Source organism: Pseudonocardia pini (assembly GCF_013870575.1).
GTDB classification, from domain to species: Bacteria; Actinomycetota; Actinomycetes; order Mycobacteriales; family Pseudonocardiaceae; genus Pseudonocardia; species Pseudonocardia pini.
On record NZ_JACBXB010000035.1, the window covers coordinates 1 to 16,293 of the forward strand.

A 16,293-nucleotide genomic window follows, 5' to 3' on the forward strand; every position below is an offset into this window, starting at 1 on the left:
GGCTCCGAGGGCGACCCCCCAGGCGGATCCGAGGGCCCCGCCCAGGACCGCGCCGGTCAGGCCGCCTGCGACGTAGCACGCCGAGGCGATCAGCTGGGCCCGCAGGCCGAGCGCGGCGGCGCCCAGGGCCCGGAGCCCGGTCGACGCCCCGGAGGACAGTCCCGCGCTCATCACCGCGAGGATCGCCGGGACGATCAGCGGCGACGCCGCGGGCCAAACGGAGCCGAGCAGGTAGCTCCCGACCTCGTCGGGGAGCAGGAACAGCAGGCAGAGCCCCCAGCACAGGGCCGCGCCCCACTGCACCCCGCCGACGACCAGACAGAACGCCCGCAGCCTGCCCACCGCACGGCGCACCACCCGGGTCGCCTCGGGGACGGCGACGAGGTTGACCCCCATGAGGACGGCGAGGAACGGCCCGACCAGCAGCTCACCACCCCGGACCGTGCCCACCGCGGCGACCCCGGCGATGGCCCCGAGGCCGTACATCCGGATCTGTCCGGCCCCGCTCTGGCAGAGGTTCTCGACCATGTAGCGGAGCCCGAGGTCGCGGTGGTCGGTGACCCAGCGCCACCCCTTGCGGACGTCGGGCACCAGTCGCGCCTGGACCAGCCCCACGGCGGCGGCGACGCCCCCGGACACCCCCCAGGCGACGACGAACCACACCGCGGCCGGGTGCGGGTCGGCCACGACCAGGGCCGGGACCAGCGCGAGGCCCCACGCCAGGTCGTTGAGGAAGGCCGCCCGGCCCCGGCCCGCGGCGAAGAACGTGAAGCGCCAGCAGTCCTGCAGCACGAGGAACGGGAGGACGGCCCCGAGCCCCACGAGGGCCGCGCCGAGCCCGCCCCCGAGGAGGGCCCCGGCGCCCGCGGCCAGCACGCCGCCGGCGCACCCGACCAGGAGGGCGGTCCCCGTGCCGCGCCGCGCGGCCTCCCGCCACCGCTCGTCCGCGGGCCCGCTGAACCGCACCACGAGGGGGTCCGAGGCGAGCCCCCGCGAGACGTTCAGGACCAGCCCGAAGGTCACCCACGCCAGGCTGAAGAGGCCGAAGTCGGTGGCCCCGAGGGTGCGGGCCGCCACGACCCCCACCAGGAAGTTCGTGATGCTGGAGACCGCCTGGTCCGCGAGGCCCCAGCCCATCCGGCGTACGACCGTGCGGCTCGTGCCGTGGCGCAGCCTGCCGACGGTGGCCCGGACCGTCACCGCGGACCCAGGGAGTCCGGCGGCACCCGACCCCGCCGTCGGTCGGCGACCCCGTCGACCACCTGCGCCCAGACCGGGACCACGGCGACGCCGAGGAACAGCCCGCCGACCGTGTCGGTGGGGTAGTGCGCATCCAGGACGACCTGGGCCCAGCCCGCGACGAGCGCGGCGACGAGGCCGAGGGCGAGTACCGCCACCGCCTCCACCCCGCCCCGCAGCCCGCCGACGTCGGCGAGGAACAGGCCGAGGACCAGGGCGAACGCGACGGCTCCCGCGGTGTGTCCGCTCGGGTAGCTGGGACTGCCCTCGTGGATCGTGCGGCCCACGGCGATCTTCAGCGCGTCGCCCAGGACCAGCACCGACGCCTGCGAGGCGACCAGCACGACCACGAACCGCGGCCGTCGCGCGACCAGCAGGACCGCGGACAGCGTCGCGGCCACGAGCAGGGCGCCCACCGGCTCGCCCAGCCAGTCGACGGCGAGCGCGACCGCGGGCCAGGGCGAGGCGCGGGACACCGCGCCCGAGAGGAGCGTGTCCACCGGTCCGGGGGCGTGCGTGTCCGCGACGAGGACACCGAGTACCAGCAGCAGCGTCCCGCCGACCCCGGCCTGCACCCAGGCCCCGGGGTAGCGCAGCGGGTGGGTGGCCGCGAGCCCGTCGCTCGTCACGCCACCACCCCCACCGCTGGACTGTGTCCCCGGTCGACTCGCCCCGGGTCGGACCGGTGTTACCCCGGCACCGGACGAAAACCCCGTCGACCCGTTAACGCCGGACCCCCCGCCGCCGAACCAGCGCGATAGCAACCATTCGAAGCTGTCCAAAGGGGGCCAGCTGTGAAGGTCGTTCTGTTCTGTGGCGGTTACGGCATGCGGATGCGCGACGGCGGGTCGGACCTGCCCAAGCCGATGCATCCGGTCGGTCCCAGACCACTGATCTGGCACGTCATGCGGTACTACGCCCATTTCGGACACACCGAGTTCGTGCTCTGCCTGGGCTACGGGGCCCACCACATCAAGGACTTCTTCCTCAACTACGACGAGACGGCGTCGAACGACTTCGTCCTGCACGGCGCCGAGGTCGAGCTCCTCGGCAGCGACATCAAGGACTGGACGATCACGTTCGTCCACACCGGTCTGGACTCCGCGATCGGTGAGCGGCTGCGCCGGGTCGAGCCGTTCGTCCGCGACGACGAGATGTTCCTCGCGAACTACGCGGACGTCCTGACCGACGCCCCGCTCGACGAGATGGTCTCCCGCTTCCGGGCGAGCGACGCGATCGGCGGGCTGATGGCCGTCCCGCCCCAGTCCGCCTTCCACTGCGTCGACGTCGACGAGGACGGTCGGCTGGCCACGATCAGCAGCCTGCAGCAGATGCCGCTGTGGGAGAACGGCGGTTACCTGATCTTCCGCCCGGAGGTCTTCGAGCACCTCACGGAGGGGTGCGACCTGATCGGGGACGTCTGTGCCCCGCTCGCCCGCCAGGGCCGGATGTTCGGCTACCGCCACAAGGGTTTCTGGCACCCGGCGGACACGGTCAAGGAGCGGACGGCGCTCGAGGCTGCCTACCAGTCCGGCAACCGTCCCTGGATGGTGTGGGACTCCCCCGCCGATCGGGACCCGTTGCAGGCCGCGATCGCCGAGCTCACCGCCATCGAGCGGTGATCCACCGCGAACGCGCCGCGTAACGGCGCGTTCGGCTCGATCGAACCGTCTGGTGGCTGCAGCTCGCCGGAGTGCCGCACCGTCGCTGCCTCTCGGTGAGCTCGATCGGAGGCGACACCGATGGACGTGCCGACATGGGCGGGCGACGGCGAGGGCGAGCAGCTGAGCGCCACGCGGGACGCCGGGGTTCCGCGGGCGCGATCCCCCGTCGAGGACGGCTCGCGGGTCGTGCTGTCCCCCGTCGTCCGCAACGGACTCCGCTGGCCCACCGTCCTGCGCCGCAGCGCGATCACGATGGACGTCGCGGTGATCGCCACGATCACCGCGGTCGTCGTCCTGGTCCTCTGGGGCGACCAGCACGCGGCGAACCGGGCGATGCTGGTCTGCGCGCTGATCGGCGCCGCGCTGCTGGTCGCGGCCCTGCCGCTGGCCAGGGCCTGGGACGTGTCGGTCCTCGGCACGGGCTCCGCCGAGTTCCGGCGGATCGGCAACGCCACCGTCGGCGCGGTGGTGGTGCTCGCGCTCGGCGGCCTGGTCTTCCTGGTCAGCTCCGTCCGCATCTGGGTGTTCGTCCTCGTTCCGCTGACCGGTGTGGCGGTCGCGGGCGGCCGGTTCCTGCTGCGCAAGCGGCTGCACCGGGCACGGGCCCGCGGGCGGTGCACGTTCCCGGTCCTGGCGGTGGGGAACGCGGAGGCGGTGGCCGACCTGATCATGCGGAGCAGGCGCGATCCCTACTTCGGGTGGCACATCGTCGGTGCGTGCACCCCGACGCAGACCGGGGTCACCGAGACCTCCTCGATCCTCGGTGTCGACGTGGTCGGGGACCTCGACTCGGTGGGCCGCCTCGCCTCCGAGGGCGGGTACAGCATCGTCGCCGTGACGAAGGCACACGGCTGGGGGCCCGGTCGGCTGCAGCGGCTGGCCTGGGAGCTGGAGTGCACGGACGCGGAGCTGGTGGTGGACCCGGGGCTCATGGAGATCGCGGGCCCGCGACTGCACATCACCCCGATGGACGGGATGCCCGTCCTGCGGCTGTCGCGCCCGCGCTTCACCGGGCTGGCGCGGCTTCTCAAGGCGAGCATGGACCGCGCGGTGGCGGCGCTGTTGCTCGTCCTCGTCGCGCCGGTGTTCGTGGCGATCGCCATCGCGATCACGCTGGAGGACCGGGGCGCGGTGTTCTACCGGCAGGAGCGGATCGGCGCGAACGGCAGGTCGTTCCAGATGATCAAGTTCCGCTCGATGGTGACCGACGCCGACCGGCGTCGGGCCGCGCTGCTGCGCGCGAACGAGGTCGAGGGCGGGACCCTGTTCAAGATCGCTCGCGACCCCCGGGTGACGCGGATCGGGACGACCCTGCGGCGGTACTCGATCGACGAGCTCCCCCAGCTGCTCAACGTCCTCGGCGGATCGATGTCGCTGGTCGGGCCCCGGCCGCCGTTGCCCGAGGAGGTCGCCACCTACGCGGCGGCCGCGCGCCGCAGGCTGCTCGTCCGACCGGGCATGACGGGTCTGTGGCAGGTCAGCGGGCGGAGCGACCTGAGCTGGGAGGAGTCCGTCCGGCTCGACCTGCGCTACGTCGAGAACTGGTCGCCCGCACTCGACCTCACGATCCTCTGGAAGACCATCGGCGCGGTGCTCACCGGCCGCGGCGCCTACTGACCACCGGGAGACGGCCCATGATGTCGGTACTGAGACCGGAGCAGGTCGACGAGGTCGTCCTGCTCGGGGCCCACTGCGACGACGTCGCGATCGGCGCCGGGGGTGCCGTGCGTGACCTCTGCGTGCGACGGCCCGGGCTGCGGGTGCACGCGCTCGTGCTGTGCGCCGCCGATCCCCTCCGCCGGGCCGAGGAGGAGGCGGCGCTGCGCGCGCTCTGTCCCGACGCCAAGCTCGAGCTCACGACGCTCGACATCCCCGACGGGCGGTTGCCCGCGCACTGGAACCGGGCGAAGGAGGCGCTGGAGGACCTGCGGCAGCGGTGCGATCCCGACCTGGTGCTGGCGACCGCGGGGCACGACAACCACCAGGACCACCGGGGGCTCGCACGGCTCGCGCCGACGGTGTTCCGCGACCACCTGATCCTCGGCTACGAGGTGCTCAAGGCCGAGCCGGACCTCGAGCAGCCCGCCGTGTTCTGGCCGCTGACCGAGTCCCAGGTCCGGGACAAGATCGCGCTGCTGCACGAGCACTACCCGTCGCAGACCTCCCGCGCCTGGTTCGACGAGGAGACCTTCCGCAGCCTGGTGCGCATCCGCGGGGTGCAGGCCGGGTGCCGGTACGCCGAGGGCTTCCACCCGACCCGGCTGCTCGTCGGCACGCCGGTCGGCTAGTCCGCCGCGCTCCCACCGCGGGTGGTGACCCGGATGCGCGAGGTGCTGACCATCAGGCCGAGCGCGAAGACCAGGTCGTTGCGCAGGTAGCGGCGCGCGAGCCTGCCCGGTTCGCGCAGCAGGCGGTACAGCCACTCCAGGCCGCTGCGCTGGAGCAGGCCGGGGGCCCGGTCGACCACGCCCGCGGCCATCGGGACCGCGGCGCCGCAGCCGAGGTAGAAGGCCTGCGGGTGGGCCTCGACGAGGCGCTCGATCAGCTGCTCCTGCCGCGGGAACCCCATGCCGACGAACACCATGTCGGCACACGAGGCCCGCACCCGCTCGACGACCGCCGCGACCGCCGCCGGATCCGCGTCGAAGCCGAACGGGGGTGAGTCCGTGCCGGCGACCTGCAGCCCGGGACAGCGCTCGCGCAGCCGCTCGGCCGCCTTCTCGGGGACGCCCGGGGCGCCGCCGAGGACGTAGACCGTGCGGCCCTCCGCGGCGGCGGCCTCGCTCAGCGAGAAGATGAGCGAGCTGCCGGTGACCCGCTCGGGGAGCGGGTCGCCGAGGATCCGCGAGGCCCAGATCAGCGGCATCCCGTCGGCCACCACCGCCGTGGCCCGGTCCACCAGTGCCTTGGCCGCGGGGTCGCGCGCCGCGTGCCGCAGGATGTCGGTGTTGGCCGTGACGACCTGACAGCCCGAGCCCTGTGCCCACGCCCGGCGGGCCAGGTCGGCGACCTCGGCCTCCGTGACGCTGCAGACCTCGATCCCGGCGATCCGGACGTGGTGGGCGGCGCAGAGGGTGTGCGGGGGTGCGGTCATGTCACCTCGCTCCCACGAGAACGCCCTGCTCGGGCTCGACGGCCGGGGGGTCCGCCGAGGGTGGCCCACCGATCCTGGTCACGCCCGCGAGCCCCACCGCGAGCCCGATCAGGATGAGCTGGCCGTAGGCGGGCGGGGAGAACAGCACGTCCCACGTCGACTGCGCGACCACGAACACCGCCAACGCGGAGAAGGCGACCGAGCCGAGGAGCGCCCGGAACACCGTGGCCACGAAGTAGCCCAGCGCCAGCAGGTAGGTGGCGGCGGCGAGCAGCCCCGAGCGCACCCAGGAGTCCGCCAGCACGGAGTGCATGTAGATCGTGTTGTCCTGGGTCCACCACTTCACGAGGTTGTCGATCTGCCGGTAGCCCAGGTCCTGCGCCACGACGATCGCCCGGTCGACGATCGCGTTGGTCGGCACCGGGCGGGGCCCCTGGCCGACGATCGGGCTCTCGGTGATGGCCGCGATCGAGATCGGCGGCTCCGTGCGGCCCGCGAGCAGCGAGTTGTCGTTGACCTCGGCCTGCTCGGCGAAGCGCTCCGCGGAGGAGGCGAACAGCTCGCTGTTGAGCAGGGCGTCCGCCCCGAAGTACGCCGTCGTCCCCAGCAGCGCGGCCACGCAGAGCCTGCCGCCGACCCGGGTGAACGTCGGCTGGTCGCGCGCGATCCGGGAGATCAGCAGGACGAACGCGGCCAACGCCAACACGACGCCGAGGGCGCGGGTCGCCTCGGAGAACGACACGGCGGCCAGCACCAGCGCGGCCGCGACCACGAGCCACGTCCGGCCGATCCACGCGCACACCGACAGGACGATGATCGAGATCGAGTACCCGATCCCGAACTTCCAGGGGTTCCCCGCGACGTCCGCGGACAGCGGGATCAGCTCATAGGCGTGGTACAGCATGCCGACGCCGATCGAGCTCGTGGCCGTCCACAGGAAGCGGCGGCCGCGCACCGCCATCGCCCGGATGAAGTAGATCGTGCCGGTCACGCTGCCGATCGCCATCACCGGCCCGACGGCCTCGGACAGCGGCGCCCCGGCCAGCGTCGCCGAGCCGAGCGTGCCGACCGCCGCGGCGGCGAGCACCCACAGCCAGAAGGACCGCAGCGGCGTCTTGGGCAGGGTGCGATAGGAGTGCACCAGCAGGAGCACACTGATCGGCGCCCACAGCGAGTGGGCGGCGAGCAGCGGGTTGCTCTCCAGGATCGGCACCGCGATGGACAGCGGCAGCAGGGCGAGCCAGGGGACCTCCCGCGCCGCGCCGACCACGCGCCCGCCCGTCGACGGCGCCGCCTCCACCGGTGCGGTCACCGGCGGGACCCGACGGCCTGGGTCCACAGTGCACGGACGCTGTCCATGTAGGGCCCGACGGCGAAGGACTCGGCGTCCGCCCGCGCCGCGCGGGACAGCTCGGCCCGCAGCGCGTCGTCGGCGACGACCCGCCGGAGCGCGGCCTCGACGTCGGCCGGGTCGCCGGCGCGGACGATGAGCCCGTTGGTCCCGTCCCGGACGACCTCGCCCATCGCGCCCGCCGTGGACACCACGGGCACCAGGCCCCAGGCCATGGCCTCGAGCAGCGCCATCGGCAGGCCATCGTCGTGGCTCGGCAGCACGAAGACGTCGGCCGCGGCCAGCTCGGCCGCCTTCGCCGCCGGGTCCAGCCAGCCGAGCACCGATGCGGCGGGACCCAGCTCGGCCCGGCAGAGGTCGCTCAGCGCCGCGACGTCCCCGTCGCCGCCGATGCGCAGCTCCACCCGCCCGCGGACCTCCGCGGGCAGCGCCGCACAGGCCTTGACGACGTCGTAGACGCCCTTGCGCGGACCGAGCCTGCCGAGGAACAGGACCCGGACGGGACCCTCCCCCGACTGCCGCGCGGGCGGGTCCGCGGGCAGCTCGACCGGGTTGTAGAGCATCGTGAAGCGCTCGCGCGGGAGGTCGAGCAGCTCGGCGTAGCGCTCCACCCAGCGCTCGCCGAGCACCAGCACCGCGGAGGCCGAGCGCAGCACCGCCCGGGCCGCCTTGCGCAGCGGGCCGGGCAGGGCGAGGAAGGAGGGCTCGAACTCGGCGCCGTGGCAGTGCAGCACGGCGGGGACGCGGGCCAGCCGCGCGAGCGCGAGGACCCCGCCGTCCCGGAAGATGCTGAGCCGCTCGGACAGGTGCACGTGCACCACGTCCGGCCGGTCGCGGACCAGCGCCACCGCGACCTGGGCCCAGGCCTGCAGCCAGAGCCGGAGCCTGCCGACGGCACCGGCCGCCCGGTACGTCGAGACGTACCGCACGTCCGCGTCGGCGTGGCGCAGGAACAACGCCGCCGCGGTCTCCATGCCGCCCATCCCCGCGGGATCCGGGCCCGCCATCAGGACCCGGAGCCGCCGCTCAGCCATGACCGGCCCCGGTCCGGACCGCGGGCGAGGCACGCGGCGCGGACACGGTCGACAGCCCCAGCACGCTCTCGAGCCTGCGGGCGGTGGTCGCGGCGGAGAACTGCCGCAGCCAGCTGTCCAGTGTGGAGCCACCCGTGAGCATCCGGGCCTCCTGGACCGCGTCGGCGTAGCTCTCCGGGGTGTCCGTGGCCGCGAGGAACCCGGTGACCCCGGGGACGATCGCGTCGGCGCAGCCGAGCGCGGTGGACCCGGCGACGACCGGGATGCGCCGGTTCGCCGCCTCCACCAGGACGTTCCCGAAGCCCTCGTAGGCCGAGCCGAGGAGCACGACCGTCTCCTCGTCCGCGAGTGTGTGCCAGTCGTCCCGCCACTTCTCGCGCACGATCTCGACCATGCCGGAGCGCAGCTGCTCGGTGCCGTCCCCGACCCAGACCAGCGTGGTCCGCACGCCACGCAGGGCGAGGGTCTCGGCGATCGCGACGCAGTGCGCGGGTCGCTTCTGCGGGACGAGGCGCGCGGGCACCAGCACGGTGATCCGGCCCGGCAGCGGCACGGGTTCCGCGACGGCGTCGGAGTCGAGGGCGCCGCCCAGCACCCCGTTCGGGAGGACGGCGACCTTGTCCGCGGACACCCCGAAGTTGCAGCGGATGTCCGTGGCCACGGCGTGCGACACACAGATCACCGACTCCGCGTGCCGGTAGAGCCGCTTCGCGAGGACCAGCTGGGCCCGCTTGGCCAGGCCCTCGACGCGCAGCAGGATCGAGGGCACGTTGTGCTCCGAGATCACGGTGCGCGTGCCGAGGCCCCGCGTGGCCAGCAGGGCGACCAGGTTCGGGTAGGTCTCGAGGCTGAGGACGACGTCGGGGCGCCAGTCCGCCACCGTCCGCCGGACGTAGGCGACCCGCCCGCGGTGCGAGCCGACACCCGCGTCGGCGGCGCAGCCCACGGGGATGCCCGCCAGCGCTCGCCGGGCCTCCGCCATCGCCGGGGAGCTGTCCAGGACGAGGATCCGCACCTCGTGCGCACCGCCCAGGGCCCGGGCCCAGGCGCGGCAGACCTCCTGCGCCCCGCCGCCCTCGATCGACTGCGCCAGCAGCAGCACCTTCATCGTGCGCCCTCCCCTCATGCGGACACCTGGCCGTGCACCCGCTTGGCCGCGGCGCGGAGCACCTGGCCGAAGGCGAGGGTCTCCGCGACGGCGCGGTCCGCCAGCCGGGAGTTGCGCCACAGCTGGCCGGTCTCCGCGCGCATGCGGTGCCACGCGAGCTCGCGCGCGCGGGCCGACGACTGCTGGGAGACCCCGCCCATCTCGTAGTCCGCCAGGAACCAGGTGATCACGCGCGGCGCCACCACGGCCGCCGCCCGCATCAGGTACTCCTGGTCCGCGACGCTGCCGAGGTCCTCCCGGTACGGCCCGAGCTTGTCGGCGAGCTCCCGGGTCACCGCCACGGAGGCGTGCGGGATCCACGCGAGACCGAGGGTGAACAGGTGGTGCTTGAACGGGTCGAACGAGTAGGCCCCGATCGGCCGCCCCGTGGGGTCGGTCATCCGGATCGCCCCGTACGCCCAGTCCCAGCCGTGCTCGGCGTGGTCGGCCGCGATCAACGACAACGTGTCGGGGCCGGTGAACGTGTCCCCCGAGTTCATCACGATCAGGATCTCGCCGCGGGCGGCCCGCAGACCCTTGTTCATCGCGTCGTAGATGCCCTTGTCCGGCTCGCTCACGACGGTCCGGGCCGGGTTCTCCGGCAGCTCCCGCAGCCAGTCGACCGTGCCGTCCGTGGACGCGCCGTCGATGACGAGGTGCTCGTACGACGGGTGGTCCTGGGCGTCGACCGACTCGACGGTCCGGCGCAGGCCCGCCAGGTTGTTGTACGCGATGGTCACCACGGTGAAGCGCGGCCGGGTGCCGGTGTCGATGTCGAGTGCGGTGTCGCTGTCGGCCACGGTGTCGCCCTCAGCCCTGGGAGCCGGGGACGTGGGCCGGCGCCTTCGCCGGGATGCGCAGCGTCGGCTCGAACAGCTCGGGCTGCTCCCGGCGCAGGGCCTCCTCCTCGGCGTCCATCTCGGGCTCCGATCCGGCCTCGCCGGACTCCTCGACCGAGGCCGACGCGGCGGACGGCTCCGGGGCCTTCCCGGACTTCGCGACCTTCGCAGGCCTCGAGAACCTGGGGAACCGCGACGACTTCGACACCTCGGTGGCGGCGCCGGGCTCCGGCCGGTCCGCCTCGTCCGCGGAGTCCGCCTCGTCCGAGGACACCTCCGCCTGGGCCGGGAGCGGCACGCGCGCGGGCAGCACGGGCAGGGCGGGCGACGCGGGCTGCTCGGCCGGAGCGGGCGTGGCGGCGACCGGGGTGAGGGGCTGCGGGGCCTGCGGGCCGGGGGACTGCGGAGCCTGCGCGGACTGGGCCTGTGCGGACTGGGGCTGCACGGACTGGGGAGCCTGGGAGGGCGCCGCCGGGCCGTACGGGGTGGGCGGGGCGTCCGGCGACAGGTTCGCGGGCGCGTCCGAGCCGTAGGGGACCCAGGTCCGCGTCCGGTCGCGAGGGACCATCGTGAGGACCGTGCCCAGGATGCGGCCCTCGCCCGCCCCGAGGATCGCCAGCGCACGCTCGATCTGCGCCGACGTCGTCCGGCCGTGCCGGGAGACCAGCAGGACGCCGTCCGTGCCCGGCGTGACGGCCGCGGCGTCGGTGGCCGAGAGCAGCGGCGGGGTGTCCACCAGCACCAGGTCGTAGGCCTGGCGCAGCTCGCTCAGCAGGGCCGACATCGACCGCGAGCCGAGGATCTCCCCCGGGTTCGCGGCGACGGCACCCCCGGCGAGGACGTCGATCGCGCCCTGCTCGTAGCGCTGGATCATCGCCCGCGGCTCGGCGTTGCGCGCCAACGTGTCGGTGAGCCCGGGGCGCTGCTCGAGACCGAGCCGCTCGGCGACCCGGGGCTGTCGGAGGTTCCCGTCGACGACGAGGACCTTCGTGCCCGCGGCGGCGTAGGCGGCGGCCAGGTTGACGACGGTCGTCGTCTTGCCCTCGCCCGGCAGCGCGCTCGTGACCACGACGACGCGGGCGCCGGAGCGGCTCCGGATCCCGTCGAAGCTGATCCGCAGCTGCCGGAAGTCCTCGGAGATCGTGGGGTCGTCCACCCCGGCGATCCGCACGTACGGGGCCCGGTCCGCGTGCTCGTCGATCGTGGTGGCGCCGACTGCGGGGGCCCCGGTGAGCTGGGCCAGCGCGGCGGAGGACCTCACCGAACGGTCGAGGAGGTTGCGCAGCAACGCGTAGCCGACGCCGAGACCGAGGCCGAGCACCACGCCGACGGCGAGCATCGGGACCAGCCCGGACGACGGCGGGGCGGGCGGGGTCGGCGGCTGGATGATCTGCATCGTGACGACGGGCTGGCCGCCCGCCGTGGACTCCCGCTCGAAGTCACCGACGAGCTTGGGGAAGACGTCCGCCACGGCCTTCGCGAGGGTGGTCGCGTTGTCGGCGGTGGCCGCCTTGACCGTGACCGTGGTGACCACGGAGTCGATGCCGTTCACCGCGGTGATGGCGCTGGTGATCTCCTTCGGCGTCACCGGGAACCGGTTGTCCCGGATGATCCGCTCGGCCACCCGCTCGCTGGTGATCATCGGGACGTAGGACTTGGTGCGCTGCTGGGCCAGCAGCTCGCCCTCGTAGGCGCCCTGCCCGTCCTGGGTCGCGGGCGCGACCGTCAGCATCGTGAACGACGACTCGTAGGTGACCGGCCGGAACAGCCCGAGGAGCACGCCGAGGACGACCCCGAGCAGGAGGAAGGCGACCACGGCGCGCCAGCGCTCGCGGATCACGTGGACGAATTGCTTGGCGGTCACTTCTTCTCTCCTGGCGTCACGGGCCTGAGGGCGGGTGAGCCCTGTGGTGGGTCGGGCTGTGATCGGGGATCGGTGGTCGGGGGTGCGGACCGCCCGGTGACCCGCCAGGCCAGCAGCGCGCAGGGCACGAGCTGGCAGACGAGGACCGTGACCGCCGAGGCGATCACCGGGCCCGCGGCCCCGAGGTACGGGGTGAGCCACCACGACAGCGGCACGTTGGTGACCACGAGGAGCACCACGCACACCGCCTGGAACCGCAGCTGGCTCGGCGAGATCAACATGATCCCGCTGGTCACGTGCACGGACTGCACGACCAGCAGGAGGGCGAAGCCGCCCAGCAGCCACCACGTGGGGTGCGCGGCACCGCCGCTCATCCAGTCGATGACGGGCCCGCCCAGCAGCAGCAGCCCGCCCGCGAAGACCACGGAGACCCCGGTGAGCACGACGGTGCCGGTCAGCCAGCTCCTCCGCATGCCGCCGGGCCTCTGCTCCGCCTTGGCGAAGACCGGCCACAGGGCCAGCGCGGCGACGGCGACGACCGACCACATCGGGAGGTAGAGCTGGGCGGCGTAGGTGTAGTGCGACAGGCTGACGTCGTCCGCCCGCTGGGCGAGGATGATCCGGTCCGACTGCAGAGCGATCGGCAGCCCGATCATGATGATGAACCACGGCACCGCCATGGCGGCGACCGGCAGCCCGGGGTAGCGGCGCGGACGCAGGATCTGCCCGGCCAGCCCGTGCAGCGAGTCCTTGAACACGCTCCGGCCGCGGATCCCGCACCCGAGCGCCACGGCGAGCAGGCCGAGCGGCAGCGCCAGCGCGTAGGTGTACGCGGGGGCCTCGAGCACGTGCAGGATCAGGACCAGGACGAGCGAGACGGGCGCGGACAGCCCGGTGAGCAGCACCGCCTGGTGCGTGCGGCCGCCGCCGCGCAGCAGCGCCTCCCCCACGAAGAAGGGCAGGGACGCGCTGAACGCCAGCAGGGCCAGCGCGGTGGCGGTGCTCGCGGACAGTCCGGTGGGGACCTCGGGGATGCCGAGGAGCGGCGCCCACAGCCCGAAGGCCGCGAGCCCCAGCGCGACCAGGGCGAGCACCGTCGCCGAGATCAGCATCGTGCGCACGGCGGTCAGCAGGATCCGCCGGAAGCGCTCCACGGAGGCGGCGGTGCCGTCGATGTTGCTGGTGGCGGTGGCGACCGGGGCGCCCACGCCCATGTCCGCGAAGTTGAGCGACTGGCTCAGCGTGGCGATCAGCATGACCGCGCCGAACAGCTCGATCCCGACCGCGCCGGTGATGAGCCGGGCGGTGACCAGGTTCGCCACCGCGGCGACCGGCATCACCACCATCTTCGCCCCGCCGGAGGCGACGAGCGCCTTGACGACCCGCCTGCCCGCGGACGTCGGCTCCGGGGCGGCAGGCGCAGGCGCCACCGCCTCGAACGGCACGGTGGCGAGCGTCCCGTCGCTCTCCTTCGGGATGGTCACCTCAGCCCTTGCTCCTGACCTCGGCCAGCGCCGCGTCGTAGTCGGCGTCGACCATCAGCCGCGCCAGCTCGGGGGTGAGGACCTCGGCCTTCCAGCCGAGCTTGTCCGCGGCCTTCGAGGGATCCCCGATGAGTGCGTCCACCTCGGACGGACGGAGGTAGCGCTCGTCGAAGCGCACGTGGCGCTCCCAGTCCAGACCGGCGTGCTCGAACGCGATCTCCACGAAGTCCCGCACCGTGTACGAGGTGCCGGTGGCCAGGACGTAGTCGTCCGGCTCGTCGGCCTGCAGCATCGCCCACATGCCCTCGACGTACTCCTTGGCGTAGCCCCAGTCGCGGACCGCGTCGAGGTTGCCGAGGTAGAGCGTCTGGTCCAGGCCTGCCTTGATCCGGGCGACCCCGCGGGTGATCTTGCGGGTCACGAAGGTCTCGCCGCGGCGCGGGGACTCGTGGTTGAACAGGATGCCGTTGACCGCGTACATCCCGTGGGCCTCGCGGTAGTTGCGGGCCATCCAGTAGCCGTAGACCTTCGCCGCGCCGTACGGGCTGCGGGGGTGGAACGGGGTGAGCTCGTTCTGCGGGGGCGGCGTGGCGCCGAACATCTCGGAGCTCGACGCCTGGTAGAAGCGGCAGTCGAGGCCGATCATCCGGATGGCCTCGAGCAGCCGGGTGGTGCCCACGCCGGTGGTGTCCCCGGTGTACTCCGGCTCGTCGAAGCTCACGCGCACGTGGGACTGCGCACCCAGGTGGTAGACCTCGTCGGGCTGGATCTGCTGCAGCAGCGTGACCAGGCGCGAGCCGTCCGTCAGCTCCCCGTAGTGGAGGAAGAAGCGCGCGCCCTCCTCGTGCGGGTCCGTGTAGATGTGGTCGATCCGCGAGGTGTTGAAGGTCGAGGCGCGACGGATCAGCCCGTGCACCTCGTACCCCTTGCCGAGCAGGAACTCGGCGAGGTAGGAGCCGTCCTGGCCGGTCACACCGGTGATCAGGGCTCGCTTCATGTGGGTTCTCCTAGGAAGGTGCGGGCCTGGTCAGCCGGCGAGTCGGGCCTCCGCCCGGTGGGAGACGAACCAGCGGTAGGTGCTCTCGACGCCCTCGCGGAGCGGGATCGAGGCCTGCCACCCGAGGGCGTTGATCCGGCTCACGTCGAGCAGCTTGCGGGGGGTGCCGTCGGGTCGGGTGCGGTCCTGCACGATCTCGCCGCGGAAGCCGACGACGTCGGCGACCAGCTCGGCGAGCTCGCGGATGCTGACGTCCTCGCCCACGCCGACGTTGATCGGCTCGGGATCGTCGTAGACGTCGAGGAGCCGCACGATCGCCCGACCCAGGTCGTCCACGTGCAGGAACTCGCGGCGCGGCGTGCCGCTCCCCCACAGCGTGACCTGCTCGGCCCCCGCCTCCGCCGCCTCGTGGAAGCGCCGGATCAGGGCCGGGAGCACGTGGGACTTCTCCGGGTCGAAGTTGTCCCCGGGCCCGTAGAGGTTCGTGGGCATGGCCGAGACCCAGGGCAGGCCGTCCTGCCGCCGGGTGGCCTGGACGGCCATGATCCCGGCGATCTTCGCGATGGCGTAGGCGTCGTTGGTGGGTTCGAGCTTGCCGGTCAGCAGGCTCGACTCGCGGATCGGCTGCTCCGCGAACTTGGGGTAGATGCACGAGGACCCGAGGAACAGCAGCTTCTCGATCCCCGCCTGCCGGGCGGCGTCCATGACGTTCGTCTGGATCCGCAGGTTGTCCGACAGGAAGTCCGCGGGCGAGGCGTCGTTCGCGGCGATGCCGCCGACCTTGGCCGCGGCCAGCACCACGACGCTGGGCCGGGTGTCGCCGAGGAAGTCGAAGGTGGCGGCCCGGTCGCGCAGGTCGACCTCCGCGGAGCGCGCTCCGACGAGGTCGGTGAAGCCCGCCCCCTCCAGGGCACGCCAGATCGCCGACCCCGCCAGTCCGCGGTGTCCGGCCACGTAGATCCGGTCGTCCTGGTGCACGGGACGCACGCCGGCCACCTCTCCCTCGTCTGATCGGTCCGGGTCTGATCGGTCCGGGGAGCACGGGTCACGGCAGCCGCATCGCGCACGACGTGTCAGGAGCCTGCGAGCCGCGATGCCCCGGTGCACAGGGATTCGCTCCCGACGACCGTGGCGTTTCGGTGCGGAGTGGATGATGAACTAGGTCACATTCTGACGCTCCGTGGCAGCCGAGCGGTCTTCGACACGTCCTGTAACGGCGATCCGGCACCTGTCGAGGACCAGAGCGTGACCCTGGTTCCGCCCGCTCCTGCCGGTGTCCGTCCCGCGACCCGGATCGCCGAGTTCACCGCGCTCTGCGCGCAGCGGGCGGGCCGCCCGTTCCCCGGGCCCACCGAGCTGCACGACTGGTCGGTCCGCGAGATCGCCGAGTTCTGGCGCGCCCTGCTCGTCTGGTCCGGCCTCCCCTACTCCGGCTCCGCCGAGAAGGTGCTGGTCGGCGAGGACGTCGAGACCGCGCGCTTCTTCCCGGACCTCGAGCTGAACTACGCCGAGTGCCTGCTGCGCCCGATCCCCGGGGTGGACGAGGACGCGCCCGCCCTCACCTCGCTGCACCACGGCGG

The 16,293-nt window shown here is 73.4% G+C and carries 14 protein-coding genes and 1 pseudogene; 4 read left to right on the plus strand and 11 right to left on the minus strand.

Annotated features, from left to right (window positions below):
• Positions 1 to 1,200 (minus strand): MATE family efflux transporter (locus tag H5J29_RS04290; RefSeq protein ID WP_181779587.1); only part of this gene is annotated, 1,200 nt, incomplete at its 3' end.
• Positions 1,197 to 1,868 carry a phosphatase PAP2 family protein gene (locus tag H5J29_RS04295; RefSeq protein ID WP_181779588.1) on the minus strand — a complete coding sequence of 224 codons (672 nt, stop codon included), beginning with the start codon at positions 1,866 to 1,868 and terminating at the stop codon, positions 1,197 to 1,199. The genes H5J29_RS04290 and H5J29_RS04295, both read right to left, overlap by 4 nt.
• Positions 1,869 to 2,033: 165 nt before the next feature.
• On the opposite strand from H5J29_RS04295, the gene H5J29_RS04300 reads away from it, so the two are divergent.
• From H5J29_RS04300 to H5J29_RS04310, 3 genes are all read left to right on the plus strand, one after another.
• On the plus strand, positions 2,034 to 2,861 hold the full coding sequence (locus H5J29_RS04300) for a sugar phosphate nucleotidyltransferase (RefSeq protein WP_181779589.1): 828 nt from the start codon (positions 2,034 to 2,036) through the stop codon (positions 2,859 to 2,861).
• A gap of 120 nt (positions 2,862 to 2,981) precedes the next feature.
• Entirely contained in the window at positions 2,982 to 4,520 is a 1,539-nt protein-coding gene (locus H5J29_RS04305; RefSeq protein ID WP_246393462.1) for a sugar transferase, read from the plus strand.
• Positions 4,521 to 4,540: 20 nt separating this feature from the next.
• Positions 4,541 to 5,191, plus strand: coding sequence for a PIG-L deacetylase family protein (locus tag H5J29_RS04310; protein ID WP_181779600.1), 651 nt, complete (start codon positions 4,541 to 4,543; stop codon positions 5,189 to 5,191).
• Here H5J29_RS04310 and H5J29_RS04315 read toward each other — a convergent pair.
• Genes H5J29_RS04315 through H5J29_RS04355 form a run of 9 tightly spaced genes read right to left on the minus strand, consistent with a single transcriptional unit; the run spans position 5,188 to position 15,700 of the window.
• Positions 5,188 to 5,997: a WecB/TagA/CpsF family glycosyltransferase gene (locus tag H5J29_RS04315; protein WP_181779590.1), complete on the minus strand. Its 810-nt coding sequence runs from the start codon at positions 5,995 to 5,997 to the stop codon at positions 5,188 to 5,190. The two genes, H5J29_RS04310 and H5J29_RS04315, sit on opposite strands and share 4 nt — an antisense overlap.
• A gap of 1 nt (position 5,998) precedes the next feature.
• The gene (locus H5J29_RS04320) at positions 5,999 to 7,309 is read right to left on the minus strand and encodes a hypothetical protein (protein WP_181779591.1); all 1,311 of its coding nucleotides are present in this window, start codon (positions 7,307 to 7,309) and stop codon (positions 5,999 to 6,001) included.
• Positions 7,306 to 8,382 (minus strand): glycosyltransferase family 4 protein, encoded by a 1,077-nt coding sequence (locus H5J29_RS04325; RefSeq protein WP_181779592.1) that lies wholly within the window; start codon positions 8,380 to 8,382, stop codon positions 7,306 to 7,308. The genes H5J29_RS04320 and H5J29_RS04325 overlap by 4 nt, the downstream gene beginning before the upstream one ends.
• The gene (locus tag H5J29_RS04330) at positions 8,375 to 9,508 is read right to left on the minus strand and encodes a glycosyltransferase family 4 protein (protein WP_181779593.1); all 1,134 of its coding nucleotides are present in this window, start codon (positions 9,506 to 9,508) and stop codon (positions 8,375 to 8,377) included. Before H5J29_RS04330 ends, H5J29_RS04325 begins: the two co-directional genes overlap by 8 nt.
• Complete coding sequence (locus tag H5J29_RS04335; RefSeq protein ID WP_181779594.1) at positions 9,505 to 10,329, minus strand: glycosyltransferase family 2 protein; 825 nt, start codon at positions 10,327 to 10,329, stop codon at positions 9,505 to 9,507. The genes H5J29_RS04330 and H5J29_RS04335 overlap by 4 nt, the downstream gene beginning before the upstream one ends.
• 10 nt (positions 10,330 to 10,339) lie before the next feature.
• Positions 10,340 to 12,232 (minus strand): tyrosine-protein kinase domain-containing protein, encoded by a 1,893-nt coding sequence (locus H5J29_RS36100; protein ID WP_181779595.1) that lies wholly within the window; start codon positions 12,230 to 12,232, stop codon positions 10,340 to 10,342.
• Complete coding sequence (locus tag H5J29_RS04345; RefSeq protein WP_181779596.1) at positions 12,229 to 13,716, minus strand: lipopolysaccharide biosynthesis protein; 1,488 nt, start codon at positions 13,714 to 13,716, stop codon at positions 12,229 to 12,231. Before H5J29_RS04345 ends, H5J29_RS36100 begins: the two co-directional genes overlap by 4 nt.
• A 1-nt stretch (position 13,717) precedes the next feature.
• A complete protein-coding gene (gene gmd, locus H5J29_RS04350; RefSeq protein WP_181779597.1) occupies positions 13,718 to 14,713 on the minus strand; it encodes a GDP-mannose 4,6-dehydratase in 996 nt (331 codons plus the stop codon).
• 30 nt (positions 14,714 to 14,743) lie between these two features.
• Positions 14,744 to 15,700 carry a GDP-L-fucose synthase family protein gene (locus tag H5J29_RS04355; RefSeq protein WP_181779598.1) on the minus strand — a complete coding sequence of 319 codons (957 nt, stop codon included), beginning with the start codon at positions 15,698 to 15,700 and terminating at the stop codon, positions 14,744 to 14,746.
• A gap of 258 nt (positions 15,701 to 15,958) precedes the next feature.
• On the opposite strand from H5J29_RS04355, the pseudogene H5J29_RS04360 reads away from it, so the two are divergent.
• Positions 15,959 to 16,293: pseudogene (locus H5J29_RS04360) on the plus strand (hypothetical protein); the annotation flags it as partial.